The following is an 18,150-nucleotide window of genomic DNA, read 5'->3' as shown; positions in this document are numbered from 1 at the left end:
CTTTTGACCAGAATTGGGGACTATAGTTTAAGACTTTCTCTTGAAGACAGGCACGGTGGAGCAGGGCTCGCCGTACATAATACTTTTGGCAACCTTACTCAATTGGGCCGTAAAGGTTACGAAGGCTGACTCCGGAACGGGAATATCTCCACAACCCTTGATCACGATCCGTTGGTCCACATATTGGCTGTAGTCAAAAGTTGCAAGTGCGTGATCGAACAGGACCTTGCGGACATACTCTTCATCTCCGAAATGAATGGATAGCGCAATATTCTCCAGCTTGGTTGCCAGTAGCATGTATGCCCAAGTAGGAACGATCGCATCGGTGGAACAGATGATGCCGATATGTTTGTCCTTATATTGTGTCCAGTCGTGATTCTTGATGAATTCGCGGAAATCCTTTTCCTTTAAGATCAAGCCATGGAATAGGTTGTCCTTGATATCATAGATTTCAATAGGTGCCTTGGGTGCATGATCGGCAAGATCAATGGTAATTAAACCACTTTGAGCGACCTTATTGATGATTGTTTCTTGAATTTCCATATGCATAAAAATAAAAAAAGCTGGGTAACTTCATGTCACCCAGCTGCAAATTTAATTATTTAAATGTTAAAAGAACTTAATGCGATTGTCAACAATCTTCGCATTGTCCTGTAATGCTTTTAGGATAGTCCCCCATGAACGTTGTGACTTGGCTTCTGAGATCTGCTTTTGCTGTGCAGCTAACTCATCACCAGCTAAAGCTTTAGGATTTACAAATCCCGTTACTTGAACTGCATATACGCCTTGTTTACCTTCAATGGATTTGGATGGCTTGTTCGGCTGAAGACCGAATACAGTACCTACGACTGCGTTTTCCACCGCGATACCCGGAATAACTGGGTTAGCAAGCACGACATTCTCTACCGTCTGTACATTCTTGCCCAATTTCTGCGCTACCTGCTCAATAGAACCGGCACCGTTCAAGGCATTGTTCATCTTCTCTTTCAACATACGTGCTTTCACCATGTTCTTAACCAAAGGCTCGATATTCGATTTTACAGATTCCAAAGGTTGCTGTCCTTTTGGTTGGATGTTTGTAACACGTGCAACGATGAAGTTGTCGTTCGTTTCGTAAACTTTATCGCTCACTTCGCCGTTTTCTGCTTCGAAAGCCCAACGTACCATGTCGCGAGGAACTTCAACGCCACCTAGCATATTATCCATGGCCAAGGTGCGGTCGTTTTTGTTAACCGTTACGTTTTGTTGCTTAGCGATATCATTAAAGTTGTCTTTATTCACGGCAGTGAAGAAACTGTTCGCTTTTGCATAAGCGGCATCTGTAGTTTCTTTGCCCGAGTTGATGGATTTATCCACGATCGCCAATTTCGCAATCTGTGAGTTACCGATCTGTCTGTTGATCTTGATGATATGAACAGCGTTGTTCGTAGGGACAACTTTTACATCACCAGCTGTACCGTCGAACATCACTTCTTCCAATTCAGGAATCATGCCGCGGGTAAATGTGCCCATTTCACCGCCATTGTTCTTGCTGTTCGGATCAGCGCTGAATTCTACTGCCAAGGCAGCAAAGTTAGCACCTCCGGTAATCAAGTTTTTAATGGAATCTGCTTTCACCATGGCTTTATCCATACCACCTTCTGCCATTGGATTGATCACAATGGAGCTGATGTTTACGGAGTCAGGGCTGTTCTTAACCGCGATAACTTTCGCGATCTCGTATGCGTTGTCGGAAAGGAATGGACCTACTACCGTGCCTGGTGCAGTTTTGAAAACTACAGAGTCCAAAGCTGGGCTCAATTGTCCTTTGGTATAATAACGAACTGGAAGTCTGTTGTCCGCATGTGTCGTTACGAAAACCGAGTCACTGGTAGAAGCCTGCAGTTCCGTTTTCAATTTCTGCATTTCGCCAAGTACCAAAGCGGAATCCGCTGCATTTGGTTTCGCATCAAAAAGAACATACTCCAACGTACGTGTTTCTTCAGGGTTTTTGAAGGCTTTCTTGTTTTTATCGTAATATTCTTTGTAATCAGCATCTGTCAATTTGATCTGTGAATCATTCACTGATGCATAATCCAACATTACGTATTTGAAGTTTGACAGTTTCTGACGTGCATTGTAATCATATTCTGCTTCCAAGGAAGTCGTATAGACACTGTTGTTGATTAACGTTGTGTATTTTTGATTTAAACGTTCGTTCTTGATATTCTGCAGCAACATTTCCCATTCCTGTTTTACCTGAGGGTTGGTTTTTGCTTGCTCAATTACCTGGTTCAGGTAATTTTTGTCCACCTGTCCTGTCTGAGGGTTCCCGAAGGATTGTAGAATCTGTGGGGAAGGATTGTTTCCGAACAATAAGCTGTTCAATTCATCCTTGCCTACTTCAATTCCGATTTTCTCCATCTCTTGGTTCAAGAGGTTTTGGGTCAAGAATTGATTCCACACCTGTTGAACGGCGAAGTTGCGCATCTGCGGATTGGAAGCACCACCCATTTGCTGCTGGTACATGGCATTGGCTTGGTCTACCTGTGCATTGAACAGTTGGTAGTCTATACCTTCACCATTTACGCTACCCACCTCATTCTGGCTGCTCTGCCAAAATGGTTTTCCCACGTTGATTGCATCCCCTAATAAGAAGGCAACGATTGCTAAACCAATCACGAAAATTACTAGTCCCGCTTTGTTCCGCAAATAGGTCATTAATCCCATAATGTATTCTGTATTTTATTTTTTGCTAATTTTTAGTTACTTAATTGTCGTTTCTTTAAAACAAGGCGCAAGATACAATTTTTATGAAAAAAAGAGTAAAATTTTCTTTCATGCACACTGTAAATTTTACAGGGCTAAAAAGCTCTGCCTTTGTTAGTTTCCAAATCCTGGCAATTGGGAGTCTGTGGTCGGGAAGTGAATCGCGGTGCCGTTGGTGAATCGGATATCATTGAAGTTGGCATCCGATGTGAAGGAAGTTCCCTGCGCAGACGTCCTTCCGTCGTTGTATTCAGCGGTAATGGGCTGACTACCGTAGTACTTCTTCTGGTTTTCGTCGTAGATCAGCTCCTCCGTTTTGATGACCGTTCCATCCACCTTGGTAATCACCACATCGTTGCGGAACTCCGTAATACCGCTCTCGGTACGCTGGATGGCATACTTTGACGTAATGCGCTGCATTTCCTTCGCAAATTCATCGAAAAAGATGATCTGCACACCTTTCTTGAATTCATAGCTACCGGTACTGTCATGATACACACGCATCTCGGGAGCTTTCAGCTCAGCTTTCACCTGTGCCGAATCGCTGTAGACCACCGTCACATCCTTAGAGATATCAACAGCCTCTTCCGCCTTGATATTTGCCAGGCGGTCGATATCCTTGGCGTCATTTTCACAGGCAATTGACAAGATTGCCCCTAGCAAAACTAATGTTAGGGGCAAAAATCGTGATATCTTGAATCTTTTCAAACTCATCTATTAATCGTAACTTCTTCTGATAAACCATGCATCATTGATGGTGAATCCGAAATGTAAGTTAATATATCGTTCCCTGACCAGGTTGTGGTTCATCGTACCTTGCTGACCGAATTCCGCAGAGATGTTGACGTTCGAGAATGTCCGTCCAAAACCTGTTTCCGGTAATGGAAGACCCAATCCAACGGTCACTGCCATATCGTTGATGCGTTGCTCGTTCACCGTCATGTGCGTTTTGTTGTAACGGAATCCAAGGCGGTAATCGATTACTTTCAGGTAGTTCATGGAAGTCGGATCTGGTTTGATCTGTCCACCAACGGCAAAACCTAAGTTCTTGCCCAATTTGTCCTCACCTTGTCGAACTTGATAGTTGGTCCAGTCAGCATACTTAAAGTCTGCACCAACGGACCAGTTTACGCCTTTGCTCAAGGTGAATCCTACGCTATGTTTCAACGGAAGGTTGATCTTACGGTTGGAAAGTTCATCGTTCGATGATGTATCAATTGGCACTTGCTCCGTTACGGCACCGGATAGGTCGGTCTGTGTACGGGTTACCAAAGAGGTTACCCTGCTGCGAACGGAATTGTTCAAGGAACCGGAATAACCTACAGTCAGGTTCATGCGGTTTCCAAGGGGCAAGAAGTATTGCGCACCGTAGTCATAAACTACACCGGTAACACGACGCGTATCCGTTTTGGAGGTGTTGTAATAACCATATCCTGCTGGATATTCGATAATGGACTTGTCGTACAGGTTTCCGAACAGGAAGCCTACGTTTGCCCCAATGCTGAAGTTCTTGAATGGAGAAACTCCCCAGCCCACATAGGCTTTATTCAATCCTCCTTCACCGATTAGGCTTGTTTTATACGGGGTATTGTTGATATCGCGGTCTGCAGATACGGTATAGCCGACATCCGAATAAGGCATCAATCCGAAGGATAGACCACCCAGTTTCGGGCCATTCTGCTTATTCAGGGAAAATCCGAATGCGAAATGGCTGAATGCGAAATCTGCTGTATTTCCTACGCTGGATCCCTTTTCCAATTGGGTAATATTGCCGTAAAGACCGGCATCCAAGATCGTCCGGTTGAATGCCGAATACGATGCAGGGTTGGAAATGTTCAGAATCGGAAGCCCACCTTGGTAGCGAACTCCGGTTGAAATACCGCCCATACCGCGCAATTGAGGTATTTGATCCCCACGCATCTGGCCTAGACCAAATTGTGAATAAGGTGAATGTGAGGTCGAGGATTGCGCGAAGGAATTCTGACTGAATAATAAAACGGCTCCGATGCCTAATAATTTCAGTAAGGATGTATTTGAGCTAAATATTTTCAACTGTTTCAATATTTTAAATGATTCATCGGCCATCAGCTATTCATAATTTGCTTTGCGCATTCATGATCAGGTTAATGCTGCAGTGATGGCTGTAAATACCTGAATTTTTGCTACAAAACTATCTATTTTTTAAATATCAACGGCTTTTTGTTTGTTAAAAAAGGTTAAACGGTTACCGCTCAGTAGGTTAGAAAAATTGAAAGTAGATTATCGTCAGTAAAATGACCACATAAAGTGTTTCGTAGAACCATTTCATTTTGGCATGGGTGAAGAAATATGCCAAGTAGATGGACAGGGGAGGAACGGCCAGCAGGAAATGGTTGATGGACCGTTCTGCATTCAGATAGAATGAACCGAAGATGAGCACCAACATGATGAACAGCAATTGAAAGCTCTTTCTGATCTGCACCACACTTTTAAAGAAGTTGTCTTTTAGGATGAACAGAAAGCCTCCCAAGGATATGACAATCGGGATGAGCACGAAATAATCATTCATGTCCATGTCCAAACGTGTGGGCAGGTTATACGTGAATGGAATGAAAATCTGATAGAATTCATCCATCCGTTCCAACCAGAAATAGGCTACTGCCAGTAGGAAGTAGATAGTTATCACACCCAATAGCGGGGTAAACCATTCCCGCCAATCGAAGGGACGGAAGATGATCAAGCTTCCCCAGATAAGCAGCAACATCACGATAAATGGGAAATAGATCAGACTTCCCAACGCCACGATCAAGCCCAAGTCGAACATGGTGCCCTTCACGTCCACATGCTTATAGATGTTGAAGAGTTTCTGCAACATCCAGATGGTAATGAAATTACAGATCAGCGTAGGAGAAAGGACCAGGAATGGGATGAACAAGCTGACCAAGGTCATGAACATGAGGGAGGTCAGGAAGCTGGGTTTCCCCAAAAGATTGTAATGGTTGACAACCCTATTGAGGTAAAATGCCTGAAATAGGGTCAGCAATAGGGTAATAATTACGTTCAGCTGTGGATTGAGATCCTCACCGATATGGAGACCCAACAGTCTGTTCAGACCGGGTTCCACCAATACGGGGGTCAATTTATCCGGCAGGTGAAGATATACACCCAGACATAATATGGTACCAACAAGCGTAACAAGGAAAATGTTCAATCCTGATAGCGTACGGTGTTGGTTAATGATCATATCAAAAAATGTACTTAGGGCTTATCTGTCTTTTTCTAATTTCGAAACCTTGCGGTCAAGGATAAAAAGGTAGGTGGCAACGGCCGAGAAAATCACCAGCATCACCAGCACAACGACATAAATCTTTCCTTCGGCGCGTAGACCATCAGCCATTTCCACTTTGCCCTGTGCGAAGCTCTGGTTGCAGAACATCAGTAAGGCAGCGATTGTATATAGGATATTTTTCATGTTAAAAACTGTTCTTTTTGTCTTCAATTAAACGAACGCGGTAACGCAGTGTCATGATCCAAGAACCGATTAGGATCCAGCCGATTACTGCAGTATAAAATACAGGACGCATGTAGTTGTCCATATCCAGATCACCGAAGGTTGAGTTACCTCCACTTCCTGGGTGTAGGGAATCTGTCATCTTTGGCAGGATATACAACAAAACGACCATAATCGGGAATGCGAAGATATTGTAGATCGCAGAGATCTTTGCACGCTTCTGTTCTTCTTCCAGGGCATTGCGTAGGACCAGGTAGGCCAGGTACATCAAGGTCGCAATGGCGGAACCATTGAGCTTAGGGTCATTCGGCCATGGTTCACCCCAAGTGATATTGGCCCATAACATACCCGTCATCAGACCGCACGCGCAGAATAGGATGCCCACATTGACGGCCTCAACGGCCATCAAATCGTAATTGCGATTTCCCGAATTGAGGTACTTGATGCTATAGATGACCGAAATTAAGTATAGGAATACCATCGCAAACCACATCGGGACATGGAAATAGACGTTTCGGATTGTTTCATTTAAAATGGGTAATACCGGGACAGGACCCAATAGTCCGGCTACTATCGTACTGGCGATCATCACTACCGCCAAGATTTTCCACCAACTCTTTCTCATAAGAACTAAAAAATCAATCTCGCCAAAGGTAAGGAAATAAGAGCAAAGAAATAGCAATTGTGACGATATTAATTGCCAATAAAACAGCGATATCGCCCCAATTATCGCCTATTGTCATGCCCACGACACCACTCATGGAAAGCTTGATCAGTACGATCAGCAAAGGGATGATGACCGGAAAGCTCAGGATAGCCATGATGGTACTGTTGTTGCCCGCTTTCGCGCTGATACCAGCAACCATGGTGAATACTGTGGCGAAACTGATGCTGCCCAACAGGATGGATAACAGGTAGACTGCTATATTTTCCGCTTGGCTCTTAAAGATGAGGTTGTACACGATAAAGGCAATGGTCGACAGCAGGATCATCAATAGGGAATTGTAGATGATCTTGGCCAGGATGATGGCTTTCGGGCTGACAATCGCATAGTAGTACAGTTGGCGAGGTCCCGTCTCCTGCACAAAACTACGGCTCATGGCATTAATGGCCGCGAAGAGCAGGATAATCCAGAACAGAGTGTTCCAAACAAGAGTATCCACAGATTTGAATGATTGATAACAAACAAATACTGTGGATACCACATAAAGTAAGATGCTATTGATGGCATATTTAGAACGCCATTCTAGGACAACATCTTTGTATATTAAGGTCTTAACTTGCTCAAAAAGATTCATGGTCTACAAAGATACGAATCAATCCGTTGAGCGAGTCAATGCGTTTCTAGAAATTAAGCGTTTTTAATTTCTGATTTTGCGCGGTCAGCGATATCTTCAGCTTTTCCGCCTACGTTTTGTGCAGCGTCGGAAGCTTTGCTTGCCCACTCGTTTGCTTTTGAAGATGCTTTGTCCAATGCATCACGACCCGCATTCTTAGCGCGATCTTTCAAGTTCTCTAAATCTTCTTTAGCTGATTTAGCCAATCTGGAAGCACGTTTTGCTTCTTTCTTCGATAAATCCTTAATAGACTTGGTTAAGCTCTTAATGCCGTCATTCGCACGGTCTAATTGCTTTTTGCCGTCTTCAGTGCCTAATAAATAATAAGCTGCTGTTCCTACTGCTAGTCCTAATAGGGCGAATGCCACTAATCCATTTCTATTTTTTTCCATGATTATATTTTTTTTATCCTATTTGTCAATTGTACTGTGAGTATAAAACAAGGCTTGCGCCAAAAAGTTTTCACATATTCTAAATTAACAAAAATTAACTTTCAACCACTTGAAGAGATTGCAAAGTGTAGAGATGTCTGTACAGGCCGGTGTCTTTTTCCATCAATTCCTGGTGGGTGCCCAAGTCTGAAATCAGGCCGTTCTCAACGACGATGATCATGTCAGCGTCCCGGATGGTGGACAATCGGTGCGCAATAATAATGGAAGTTCGGTTCTTCATAAGTTCCTCGAGTGCCAGTTGCACCATGCGTTCAGATTCAGAATCCAGGGAGGAGGTTGCTTCATCGAGGATCAAAATCGCCGGATCTTTCAGGAGCGCTCGTGCAATAGCGATCCGCTGACGCTGCCCGCCGGATAGCTTAACACCGCGTTCACCAACGATGGTGTCATAACCCTCAGGGAAGTCCATGATGAATTTATGTGCATTGGCGCGTTTTGCCGCCGTGATGATGTCTTCTGCATCCGCATGGAGATTTCCATAGCCGATATTTTCTCGGATCGTGCCGCCAAAGAGCAGGACGTCCTGCGGAACAATAGCAACCTGGTTCCGAATATCGGTCAGTGGCAGCGCATCTGCGGGAATACCGTCGTAATAGATCGTTCCGGAAGAAGGCTGGTAAAACTGCAATATCAGGGAGGCTATGGTCGATTTTCCCGTTCCACTAGGACCAACGATGGCCATTTTCTTTCCTGCAGCTACGTGAAAGGAAATGTCTTTCAGGATCTCCAGGTCAGGGCGCGTAGGATAGGAAAAACTAATGTGGTCAAATACGATATCGCCCGTAATCGGTGTCCGCACAACCTTGTCGGCATCATTCACCTGGATGTCCTCAGGCTGTTCTTTCAAGATTTCCAATACCCGCTCACTGGCACCCAAAGAGCGCTGCACACTGGCATATAATTCCGGAAAACTACCCATCGATCCTGCAACGAATAAAGAGTACAGGATATAGGTCGTTAAATCGCCAACGGAGATTTCATTGCGTGAAACCAATGATGCTCCGTACCAGATCACAAGGATTACGGCGCCAAAAATCGCAAATATGATAAAGGATGCAAATATACCGCGGTAAGTGGCACCCTTGACGGCCAAGCCTACCGCTTGATCCAATTTATTGGAGTAGCGTTTAAATTCGAAAAATTCATTGACGAAGGCTTTCACGTTGCTGATACCCAATAATGTCTCCTGCACGATGGCGTTGGAATCGGCCAGTTTATCCTGCGACTCACGCGAAAGATTTCGGATGAAACGCCCGAAGATCATGGCGACAATGATGATTATCGGCAAAATACTCAGGTTCATCAATGCCAATTTCGGCGATACGAACACCAATAGAATTACCCCGAAGGTTAAACTGATGGTCTGTCTCAACATTTCGGCCAAGGTCGTTGTCATGGTATCCTGGATCTGCGATAGGTCCGCCGATAAACGGCTGTTCAACTCGCCGACCCGTCGGTTGGCAAAGAAATCGATAGGTAGGGTGATCAGTTTATGGTAGCTGTCACGACGGATGTTGGCCAAAGCTTTTTCAGCGATTTCCACAAATAAGCGGATCCTGAAAAATGAGGTAATGGCTTGGAAAGTAAGGATGATCAGGGATAGTCCACCGATGAACTTGACGCTTGCCGGCAAGAAAGGATACGATTGTATGCCCTGTGCCGCATCGATCATCGCCCCTAACAGTGCGGGGAAGGTCAGCATCGTTAAACTGGAGAATACAAGGAATACCATGCCCACAACAAATTTCCACTTGAAGGGCTTTATGTAAGAGAATATCTTTAAAGCTTTTTGGAGGATTTCTTTGTTTATTTTCGGCTTGGGTAAATCTTCCGAATGCGTATCACCACTGTTCAATCTCGGTCTGGCCATTGATCCAATTTTTACTTAACGAGCAAAAGTACCAATATAAAAAGGTCTTCTTATCACTATTGCGTCAATTTTTTGTTGCTATTCTTTCGGTATTGCAGAAATAGCAAGGTCCCCAAGATCAAAATAACCAAAACTGCCAGGTAAAGCAGGGCATTGTTCCCAGTCTCTGATTCATCGAGCGCATCTACATTTCCACGCAGTTTCTCATTTTCATTCTGCAGCTTGGTAATGGTGCCCATATAGGCCGAAATCTGTTTGTCGTATTCATCTGCAAGGCGTTGGTACCGTTCGCTTTGGGCATCCTTCAGGTCCAACAGCTTGCGTGTTTCGATAAAGATATTGTTGTCGTTCAGGACGATCTGCCGTAAGATGTCTATAGATTTCTGCATGTCCTTTTTGGTCTTGAACAGTCCGAAGACACCGGTCTTTTTCTCGAGGGAAACATCGTATTCACCAAATCGCTGGCTCCGTTCGTTCAACAGCGCATTCACGCGCTCCCGTTGGGACTCAAAAGAGAGCGAATCCGCTTTGACCATGGTGCTATCTTGTCCATAAACCAAGCAGGAAACCATCATCAGTATGATAAGGGCTACATATTGAAAGGAAATTTTTCTCATATCACAGTTTTAACGAAGATTAAAAATCCATCGTATTATTCCAAAACTATTTTTTTTGCTTTAAAATAATTTTTTTGCTGTAGCATTACGGTAAGGCGCTTCGTTATCTGGGTATTACAAGCCAAAATTAACGATTATGAAATTTATCAACCGATCCCGAGGGAGTTTCCTATTCATCTTCAGCTGGCTGTTGTTGATGATATTCCAGGGATGTGACAAATACGAAACGAGACAGAAATTTAATACGGTCATGCCCGTGCTAGTCAAGCTGAAGGATTTGCGAGCCATGACCTTTACCTTGGAGCAGAGTAAGGGGTTGAGCGCAACAGGGAAGATATACCTCTATAAGAACCACCTGTTCATCAATGAGCCGCAAAAAGGCATCCATATCTATAACAATGAGAATCCATCCAGTCCGAAGTCTGTTGGTTTCCTTTCGATTCCGGGCAATTTTGACTTGGCGATTCAAAATGACCTGCTCTATGTAGATAATGTTACAGATTTGGTGACTTTCGATATCAGTAACATCGCAAAGCCGAAGCAGATCGATCGGCAGAAAGATGTTTTTGCAGTGCGCTATTTTATGGATGGAGTACAAAAAGATGTCCTATCCGATGAGTATATGGTCCCCATAGCGTACAAAGATTCGCTGGTAGATTTCACCTATAAAGAAACGTATATACCAAGCTACCGAATTGAGTATGATTCGTATGCTGAAAGTGGTAACAGCGTTGGTCAAGCCGGATCGATGGCCCGATTCGCTTTGAATAATAATTACCTCTTTGCAATTTTTGGGGAAAAGATCAAGGCTTTTGACCTCCGCAATGGCCGTTCGCCAGCATTTAAAACGGATGTCGCACTTGGATTTGGTATTGAAACGTTGTTCCCTTACAAGGACAACTTGTTTGTCGGTGCAAATGATGGTATGCATATTCTTAATGTGAAGAATCCGCAGGCGCCCGAGAAACTGGCCACCTATACGCATATACGTGCTTGTGATCCCGTGGTTGTAAATGATAAATATGCTTTTGTTACGTTACGAAGTGGAACAAATTGCAACACTTCTCAAAATGTCTTGGAGGTAGTTGATATCCAAGATCTGCGGAAGCCGATGCTGGTGAGTAAATTCCAGATGAAGAATCCACATGGGCTAGCACTCTCGGGCAACTCGCTATATGTCTGTGAAGGTGATTTTGGGTTTAAGAGCTTCCGGATCAATGACGTCATGGATGTTGACAATAACCAGATGGAATACCTGCAGAACCTGAAGAGCTTCGATGTGATTGCAGGGCCTAAATCACTGATTGTTATCGGTAAGGAATCTGTTTGCCAATTCGATTACAGCGACCCGGCAAAATTGAAACAGTTGAGTTGTATTTCCGTAATTCCATCTAAGTAACCAGCATGAAAAGATATATATTCCTTATGGTTGTCTTGCTTTCAATGAGCAGCACTGCGTTTGCACAGGACCGTAAATTTGTCAATCATACCGAGCTGGGTTTACTTCCTTACGGTTTTAAGACGAAAGAAAGTGGATTTACGGTACAGACCTTCAATGGGTATGCTATTTCTCCGAAATGGACGCTTGGAGGGACCTTGGGGTATGATAAGTTATTTGTGACTCATGGAGAAGAGGTGGATGTGTTTTCCCTCTCGGGGGGCGTGCGCCACACCATCATACAACCCGAAACCACAGGATTGTATGCCGGTTTGGATGTGGGCTATGGTTTTGCGAGCTTTCGGGATCAAGTGACGGACCGGAAAGAAGAAGGCGGCCTTCGTGTTGCTCCACAGGTCGGCGTCAAGTGGAAATTGGGCGCAAGAGGATCCTTTACTCTTTCCCTAGGCTATCATTACCAGAAGGCGGGTTCGGAAACCTATCAGGAGACAGTGCCATTGTTGCCTCAGCTAATGACGCCAGGGGCAACTCATAATTACCATGCTACGAAATCCATTCATGCACATAGGGCAAGCCTAAAGGTTGGTTTTGGGTTCTAAATCCACAACCAACGTTTAACAAATCCCAGAAGCCAGTATGGCGATAAGGCGGTAGAATTATTCTATCGCCTTTTTTATGCTCTCCATATTCCCAAATGGAATAGGGCGATGGTGAGTTGGCCGGATAATGGTGCCTAATATCTAAAAACAATGGGGTAACTGCTGTATTTTCAGGGATTTACGGCAATAAAAAAACGTGGAACATTTTGGTTTTTGGGTGAATTACTTGCTTTCCAGGAACTCCACCAAGATGGTTTCGTCTTGGTAAAGACCGAGTAATTGGCTGGCATGGCCTTTATTGATGGCAATCTCGAGAAAATTACTGATGCCGAAGAGACAGAGTTTTTCGCCTTCGGCGACTTCATTGTAATGCCAACTCAAGTTGCTGATGGTTTCATTCCGCTTAAAGCGGAGTATAAAATCGCGCCCGTTCTGTACGCGGTTGAAGAGATCCTTGCTGATGTTGCTGATGACGTTCCCAAAGGAGTCAATATAGGTAACATGGCCCTTGATGCTGTTCTGATTATAGACCGGTTGGAATGTAACCTTCTGCACGGCATTGTCGACCGGTAATCCGATATCACGGAGTTTTCCACCGTTTGCAATGTGACAGGCCGCCTTGGTCAAGATGTCCGCCAAGGGGAAATGTAGGTACCTCAAATCTTGCATAATGTTGATTTCCACCATTTCGTCAGGGCGGTCCTCCCCGGTGATGATGCTGAAGATGCCATTGTCCGCACCCACGAAGTATTGCCCTTTGTAGGACATCGCAAGGTAGCGGGAGTCTTCTTGGAATACCGTGTCGATACCGATCAGGTGCACCGTGTCTTTCGGGAAATAGGGATAAGCATTGTTGATGACGAAGGCCGCATGCTGAATGTTGAAGGATGGAATATCGTGGGAGATGTCGACCAAACGGACATCTGGCAACTGCGAAATGATGCTGCCTTTCAGTGCAGCCTGATAAAAATCGCGATGACCTAAGTCAGTGGTTAACGTAATTACTCCCATAGTGTTCAGAATGCCTGAAGCTAAAAAATTTTAACAGTTATTTTTGCCAGTGAATTACAAAAATAGAAAAACTAAACTGATTGCTAAATCTTATGTGAATTAATCCATATAAATGCTTTTAATTCTGCTCAATTAGTTTGTACTTTTGATTTTGAAATACCTGAGATTGCTTCAAGATGTCCGATTTTTTGATATCTTTATTAGCGATTCGAGGTGCGTACCTTGGACTATTCGAAAATTTAGAACGATATAATTTGAGTGAATTAGAAATCAACTTGGATGTTGTCAATTTGGTGACATTATGGGGGGCTCAGAACGAAAATTTTGAGTTTATTAAAAAAGCATTTCCAAAGCTTCGCCTTGTTGCTCGCGGAAATACGTTGAAAGTATTGGGTGAAGAAGGGGAGCGGAACAGGTTCCAACAGGTATTCGACGAAGTATTGGCGCACATTAACCAATTTCAGACCTTATCGTTATTAGGTCTAGAGAGTATAGTTGGTGTCGTGCCGAGTGCGAAATCGGTGATCCCGGAAAAAGAGGAGGGCGAACAGAAGGCCGCTTTCAAAGGTGAACCGATCGTATATGGCCCGAATGGATTGATCGTTCGTGCCCGTACGCCGAACCAACGCAAAATGGTGGATAGCATCAATAAGAACGATATCCTATTTGCCATTGGCCCTGCCGGAACCGGAAAGACCTACACAGCCGTTGCTTTGGCTGTCCGTGCGTTACGTAATAAAGAGATCAAAAGAATTATCCTGACCCGTCCTGCGGTGGAAGCAGGGGAAAACCTGGGTTTCCTACCTGGGGATTTGAAGGAGAAGGTAGATCCATACTTACGCCCATTATATGACGCCCTGGACGATATGATCCCGGCGGAAAAATTGAAGGGCTACCTGGAGAACAGAACCATTGAGGTAGCACCTCTGGCCTTTATGCGCGGTCGTACACTCGATAACTGTTTCGTGATCCTAGATGAGGCACAGAATGCCACGGATATGCAGTTGAAGATGTTCCTGACCCGTATGGGACCGACGGCCAAGTTTATCGTAACAGGTGATATGACCCAGGTCGATTTGCCAAAGAAAACGCAATCTGGTCTGGTCAATGCCGTGAAGATCCTCGACGGTATCGAAGGCATCGATATGATTTACCTAACGGGTTCCGACGTGGTTCGTCATAAATTAGTGAAGCGTATCCTGGAAGCTTACGGAGATATTTAGAATTAATTAGCGCGTCCAAGACGCAATACATATGAATACAATAAAAGAAACAAATTTTAACTTCGAAGGTCAAACCGCTTTTTATAGAGGCAAAGTGAGGGATGTGTACACGATCGGGTCGGATTACCTGGTTATGGTAGCTTCCGATCGGATTTCGGCTTTTGATGTGGTGCTACCGAAAGCCATTCCCTACAAAGGGCAGGTATTGAATCAGATCGCTTCCAAATTCTTGGCGGCTACTGCGGATATCGTGCCGAATTGGGTTGCTTCCGTTCCGGATCCCAATGTGACGATCGGAAAGGCTTGCGAGCCCTTCAAGGTTGAAATGGTCATCCGTGGTTATGTCTCCGGACACCTGTGGCGTACGTATCGTGACGGTGGCCGTGAATTGTGTGGTGTAAAGTTGCCGGAAGGGTTGAAGGAAAATGCAAAATTACCTGAGCCAATCATCACGCCATCCACCAAGGCGGATGTCGGCCACGATGAGGATATTTCCAGAGCGGACATTATCGCTAGAGGGATCGTCACGGAGGAAGACTATGCACAGTTGGAGAAGTACGCGCATGCCCTGTTTGCACGCGGAACTGAAATTGCTGCTGAAAGAGGATTGATCTTGGTCGATACAAAATACGAATTCGGAAAGAAAGACGGTAAGATCTACCTGATCGATGAAATCCATACACCGGATTCATCACGTTACTTTTATGCCGAAGGGTATGAAGAACGTTTGGCGAAAGATGAACCGCAGAAACAGTTGTCCAAGGAATTCGTCAGACAGTGGTTGATCGAGAATGGTTTCCAGGGCAAGGATGGTCAAAAAGTACCTGAAATGACCGAAGAAATTGTAAAATCCATTTCTGAACGCTATATTGAACTTTTCGAGCATATTACGGGAGAATCCTTCCAATATCCTGAAGAGGGAGACGTGTTGAAACGTGTGGAAGCGAATGTTACCCGGGAATTGCAGAACCTGAAATAGACAACGCTAATTTATTTAAATATGAAATTTACGGTAGATAAATACGATAGGTATGTGGTGATTGAGCCGCTAACGGATAAGTTAAACGGGGATACTGCCGCAAGTTTGAAAGGGGAATTTATGTTGCGCAACACCGGTGGGCAGCGTAATATCGTGTTGGATTTAAATAATGTCCAGGAAACGGATGAAGCGGGCATTCGCACGGGACTGCTGGCGAGAAGATTGTGTAAATCTACAGGCGGGCTGTTTATCCTGACCAACCTGAACGAACCGGTAAAGAATTACATCGCATCGTTAGGCTTGGACAAATACCTGATCATCACGCCCAATATTGAAAAAGCAAAGGATTTGATCTTTGGTAATGAAATCCGTTTGGATTTAAAAGAAGCACAATCCTAATATGTTACGATTTGAGGTTTTGATCTTGGGGAACAGTTCGGCGACACCTATGTTCGAACGGCACCCAACTTCTCAAGTCATCAACTATAATGAACAGTTGTTTTTGATCGATTGTGGTGAGGGCACGCAAATGCAGCTTTCACGCTATGGCATCAAGAGCAACCGCATTGATCATATCTTTATCAGCCATCTACATGGAGATCACTACCTCGGCTTGGTCGGGTTGGTGTCCTCCATGCACTTGGTAGGCCGGAAGGCCGATCTGCACATCTATGGGCCTGCACCGCTGCAGGAAATCCTGGAACTCCATTTTAAATACTCCGAAACCGTTATCCGGTATAACATCATCTTTCATGTGACCAATCCGGACCGGGAAGAGGTGATCTATGAAACCCGGATGCTGACTGTACGGTCCTTTCCGTTGATCCACCGTATTTCTTGCACGGGATTCCGTTTCGATGAGGGAAAACGAGCAGCAACGCTGAAAGCCGACCTGGTGGAACGGTATAACATCCCCAAAGTGTACTTCGCTGCACTCAAAAAGGGGATTGATTATGTCGATCCGCAAGGGAAGGTATTCAAGGCGGAGGAACTTACCCTGCCACCACCGGCATCCCGGAGTTACGCCTATTGTTCGGATACTGTCCGACATCCCATTTATCTGTCCAGCATCCAAGGTGTTGACCTGCTTTATCATGAAAGTACGTTCCTTCATGAGATGGTCGATCGGGCGAAGGAAACCTTCCATACCACTTCATTGGAAGCAGCGGAAATTGCCAAGGAAGTCGGCGCGAAGAAATTGTTGCTCGGCCATTATTCTGCCAGATACCGTACACTTCAGCCACTTTTGGACGAAGCGCGGACCATATTTCCTGAAACTGAGCTTTCTGTAGAAGGGAAATGGTTTTTAGTTTAGTGTTTTTATGGAATTTTAGCCATATTTACAGCGCGAAAATTTTATACGAATACCATGTCCTTCAACTTAACCGAAATTCTTAGGGATAATATTAAAAACCTGGTTCCTTATTCATCAGCTAGGGATGAATTTAAAGGCGATGCGTCCATTTTCCTGGATGCCAATGAAAACGCATTTGGTTCGCCACTGCCCCATGATTACAACCGTTATCCCGATCCACTTCAGCATAAGTTAAAGGCCAAATTAGAAAGTATAAAAGGTGTTCCTGCAGGAAATATGTTTCTTGGGAACGGCTCGGATGAAGCCATCGATATCCTGTACCGTGCATGCTGTACGCCAGGAAAAGATAATGTTATCCTGGTGCCTCCAACCTACGGGATGTACGAGGTTTCCGCAAATATTAACGATGTGCAGATCCGCAAGGTGAACCTGACACCAGATTACCAGCTTGACCTCGATGGTATTGCTGAAGCAATTGATATGCATACAAAGATGATTTTTGTGTGTTCGCCGAACAATCCTTCGGGCAATAGCATCAATCCGCTGGATATTGAAACCTTACTGGTAAATTTCAAGGGACTTGTGGTGGTGGATGAAGCATACATCAACTATTCCAAACAGAAATCCTTTACGCACAGTCTGCCGGAATTTCCAAACCTGGTGGTCCTGCAGACACTCTCCAAAGCTTGGGGATTGGCCGCATTGCGCTTAGGACTTGCCTTTGCGAGCAGGGATATCATCGCCGTATTCAATAAAATCAAACCGCCTTACAACATTAATCAGGCGACGCAGGATTTAGTACTGGAAGCGCTGGACAATGTGGAGGTAGTGAACGAATGGATCAAATCCACTGTCCAGGAGCGTGAAATCTTGGTTGGCCAGTTGCAGGCATTGCCGCAAGTGGAGCATATTACCCCATCGGATGCTAATTTTATTTTGGTAAAATTGGCGCAACCCCGCGAGCTGTATAACTTCTTGGTCAACAAGGGGATTATTGTTCGCGACCGTTCAAAAGTTACCCTCTGCGAGGGAAGTCTACGGATTACGGTAGGGACAAAACCAGAGAACGAAAGACTATTAGAAGAAATCCAAGTTTTTTATAAGTAACAT

Annotated in this window: 19 protein-coding genes; 7 read left to right on the top strand and 12 right to left on the bottom strand. The window is 44.6% G+C overall.

Annotated features, from left to right (window positions below):
• Positions 1-27: 27 nt before the first annotated feature.
• The 11 genes from G6N79_RS01985 to G6N79_RS01935 form a co-directional block, all read right to left on the bottom strand.
• On the bottom strand, positions 28-543 hold the full coding sequence (locus tag G6N79_RS01985) for a DUF2480 family protein (RefSeq protein ID WP_200818744.1): 516 nt from the start codon (positions 541-543) through the stop codon (positions 28-30).
• Between the two features lie 66 nt (positions 544-609).
• Complete coding sequence (locus tag G6N79_RS01980) at positions 610-2,709, bottom strand: SurA N-terminal domain-containing protein (RefSeq protein ID WP_103904934.1); 2,100 nt, start codon at positions 2,707-2,709, stop codon at positions 610-612.
• 153 nt (positions 2,710-2,862) lie between these two features.
• Positions 2,863-3,462: an LPS export ABC transporter periplasmic protein LptC gene (gene lptC / locus G6N79_RS01975; protein WP_103904933.1), complete on the bottom strand. Its 600-nt coding sequence runs from the start codon at positions 3,460-3,462 to the stop codon at positions 2,863-2,865.
• Between the two features lie 3 nt (positions 3,463-3,465).
• Positions 3,466-4,800, bottom strand: coding sequence for a BamG family beta-barrel-assembly machinery protein (gene bamG, locus G6N79_RS01970; RefSeq protein ID WP_146060564.1), 1,335 nt, complete (start codon positions 4,798-4,800; stop codon positions 3,466-3,468).
• A gap of 187 nt (positions 4,801-4,987) precedes the next feature.
• A complete protein-coding gene (locus G6N79_RS01965; protein ID WP_103904931.1) occupies positions 4,988-5,971 on the bottom strand; it encodes a DUF6427 family protein in 984 nt (327 codons plus the stop codon).
• A gap of 21 nt (positions 5,972-5,992) precedes the next feature.
• Positions 5,993-6,199 carry a CcmD family protein gene (locus G6N79_RS01960; RefSeq protein WP_103904930.1) on the bottom strand — a complete coding sequence of 69 codons (207 nt, stop codon included), beginning with the start codon at positions 6,197-6,199 and terminating at the stop codon, positions 5,993-5,995.
• 1 nt (position 6,200) lies between these two features.
• Positions 6,201-6,920: a cytochrome c biogenesis protein gene (ccsA, locus tag G6N79_RS01955; protein WP_234993134.1), complete on the bottom strand. Its 720-nt coding sequence runs from the start codon at positions 6,918-6,920 to the stop codon at positions 6,201-6,203.
• Positions 6,877-7,536: a heme exporter protein CcmB gene (locus G6N79_RS01950; RefSeq protein WP_103904928.1), complete on the bottom strand. Its 660-nt coding sequence runs from the start codon at positions 7,534-7,536 to the stop codon at positions 6,877-6,879. The genes ccsA and G6N79_RS01950 overlap by 44 nt, the downstream gene beginning before the upstream one ends.
• A 53-nt stretch (positions 7,537-7,589) precedes the next feature.
• On the bottom strand, positions 7,590-7,967 hold the full coding sequence (locus G6N79_RS01945) for a YtxH domain-containing protein (protein WP_103904927.1): 378 nt from the start codon (positions 7,965-7,967) through the stop codon (positions 7,590-7,592).
• Positions 7,968-8,061: 94 nt separating this feature from the next.
• Complete coding sequence (locus G6N79_RS01940) at positions 8,062-9,897, bottom strand: ABC transporter ATP-binding protein (protein WP_103904926.1); 1,836 nt, start codon at positions 9,895-9,897, stop codon at positions 8,062-8,064.
• A 56-nt stretch (positions 9,898-9,953) separates the two neighbouring features.
• On the bottom strand, positions 9,954-10,514 hold the full coding sequence (locus tag G6N79_RS01935; RefSeq protein WP_103904925.1) for a hypothetical protein: 561 nt from the start codon (positions 10,512-10,514) through the stop codon (positions 9,954-9,956).
• 136 nt (positions 10,515-10,650) lie between these two features.
• Between G6N79_RS01935 and G6N79_RS01930 the strand changes: the two genes are divergently transcribed.
• Both G6N79_RS01930 and G6N79_RS01925 read left to right on the top strand, forming a co-directional pair.
• Entirely contained in the window at positions 10,651-11,913 is a 1,263-nt protein-coding gene (locus G6N79_RS01930; RefSeq protein ID WP_103904924.1) for an LVIVD repeat-containing protein, read from the top strand.
• 5 nt (positions 11,914-11,918) lie between these two features.
• Positions 11,919-12,512, top strand: a complete 594-nt coding sequence (locus tag G6N79_RS01925) for an outer membrane beta-barrel protein (protein ID WP_103904923.1) — start codon at positions 11,919-11,921, stop codon at positions 12,510-12,512.
• Positions 12,513-12,734: 222 nt separating this feature from the next.
• Here G6N79_RS01925 and G6N79_RS01920 read toward each other — a convergent pair whose 3' ends face one another.
• Complete coding sequence (locus G6N79_RS01920) at positions 12,735-13,523, bottom strand: SAM hydrolase/SAM-dependent halogenase family protein (protein WP_103904922.1); 789 nt, start codon at positions 13,521-13,523, stop codon at positions 12,735-12,737.
• Positions 13,524-13,777: 254 nt separating this feature from the next.
• Between G6N79_RS01920 and G6N79_RS01915 the strand changes: the two genes are divergently transcribed.
• Genes G6N79_RS01915 through hisC form a run of 5 tightly spaced genes read left to right on the top strand, consistent with a single transcriptional unit; the run spans position 13,778 to position 18,147 of the window.
• A complete protein-coding gene (locus G6N79_RS01915) occupies positions 13,778-14,746 on the top strand; it encodes a PhoH family protein (protein ID WP_103905073.1) in 969 nt (322 codons plus the stop codon).
• A 31-nt stretch (positions 14,747-14,777) separates the two neighbouring features.
• Positions 14,778-15,725 (top strand): phosphoribosylaminoimidazolesuccinocarboxamide synthase, encoded by a 948-nt coding sequence (locus tag G6N79_RS01910; protein WP_103904921.1) that lies wholly within the window; start codon positions 14,778-14,780, stop codon positions 15,723-15,725.
• Positions 15,726-15,746: 21 nt separating this feature from the next.
• Positions 15,747-16,124: an STAS domain-containing protein gene (locus G6N79_RS01905; protein ID WP_103904920.1), complete on the top strand. Its 378-nt coding sequence runs from the start codon at positions 15,747-15,749 to the stop codon at positions 16,122-16,124.
• Position 16,125: 1 nt separating this feature from the next.
• Positions 16,126-17,040, top strand: a complete 915-nt coding sequence (locus G6N79_RS01900; RefSeq protein ID WP_103904919.1) for a ribonuclease Z — start codon at positions 16,126-16,128, stop codon at positions 17,038-17,040.
• A gap of 54 nt (positions 17,041-17,094) precedes the next feature.
• Entirely contained in the window at positions 17,095-18,147 is a 1,053-nt protein-coding gene (gene hisC / locus G6N79_RS01895; RefSeq protein WP_103904918.1) for a histidinol-phosphate transaminase, read from the top strand.
• The last annotated feature ends 3 nt before the right edge of the window (positions 18,148-18,150 follow it).

This window comes from Sphingobacterium lactis, assembly GCF_011046555.1.
GTDB lineage: Bacteria > Bacteroidota > Bacteroidia > Sphingobacteriales > Sphingobacteriaceae > Sphingobacterium > Sphingobacterium lactis.
Note: the sequence above shows the minus strand (reverse complement) of the source record. Positions and strands in the feature narration are given on the sequence as shown.

Coding starts and splice junctions, on each gene's coding strand:
- G6N79_RS01960 (WP_103904930.1), bottom strand. CDS start 6,199: ATGAAAAATATCCTATATACAATCGCTGCCTTACTGATGTTCTGCAAC.
- G6N79_RS01905 (WP_103904920.1), top strand. CDS start 15,747: ATGAAATTTACGGTAGATAAATACGATAGGTATGTGGTGATTGAGCCG.
- G6N79_RS01985 (WP_200818744.1), bottom strand. CDS start 543: ATGGAAATTCAAGAAACAATCATCAATAAGGTCGCTCAAAGTGGTTTA.
- G6N79_RS01950 (WP_103904928.1), bottom strand. CDS start 7,536: ATGAATCTTTTTGAGCAAGTTAAGACCTTAATATACAAAGATGTTGTC.
- G6N79_RS01945 (WP_103904927.1), bottom strand. CDS start 7,967: ATGGAAAAAAATAGAAATGGATTAGTGGCATTCGCCCTATTAGGACTA.
- G6N79_RS01930 (WP_103904924.1), top strand. CDS start 10,651: ATGAAATTTATCAACCGATCCCGAGGGAGTTTCCTATTCATCTTCAGC.
- G6N79_RS01935 (WP_103904925.1), bottom strand. CDS start 10,514: ATGAGAAAAATTTCCTTTCAATATGTAGCCCTTATCATACTGATGATG.
- G6N79_RS01910 (WP_103904921.1), top strand. CDS start 14,778: ATGAATACAATAAAAGAAACAAATTTTAACTTCGAAGGTCAAACCGCT.
- lptC (WP_103904933.1), bottom strand. CDS start 3,462: ATGAGTTTGAAAAGATTCAAGATATCACGATTTTTGCCCCTAACATTA.
- hisC (WP_103904918.1), top strand. CDS start 17,095: ATGTCCTTCAACTTAACCGAAATTCTTAGGGATAATATTAAAAACCTG.
- G6N79_RS01900 (WP_103904919.1), top strand. CDS start 16,126: ATGTTACGATTTGAGGTTTTGATCTTGGGGAACAGTTCGGCGACACCT.
- G6N79_RS01940 (WP_103904926.1), bottom strand. CDS start 9,897: ATGGCCAGACCGAGATTGAACAGTGGTGATACGCATTCGGAAGATTTA.
- G6N79_RS01965 (WP_103904931.1), bottom strand. CDS start 5,971: ATGATCATTAACCAACACCGTACGCTATCAGGATTGAACATTTTCCTT.
- G6N79_RS01920 (WP_103904922.1), bottom strand. CDS start 13,523: ATGGGAGTAATTACGTTAACCACTGACTTAGGTCATCGCGATTTTTAT.
- G6N79_RS01925 (WP_103904923.1), top strand. CDS start 11,919: ATGAAAAGATATATATTCCTTATGGTTGTCTTGCTTTCAATGAGCAGC.
- G6N79_RS01980 (WP_103904934.1), bottom strand. CDS start 2,709: ATGGGATTAATGACCTATTTGCGGAACAAAGCGGGACTAGTAATTTTC.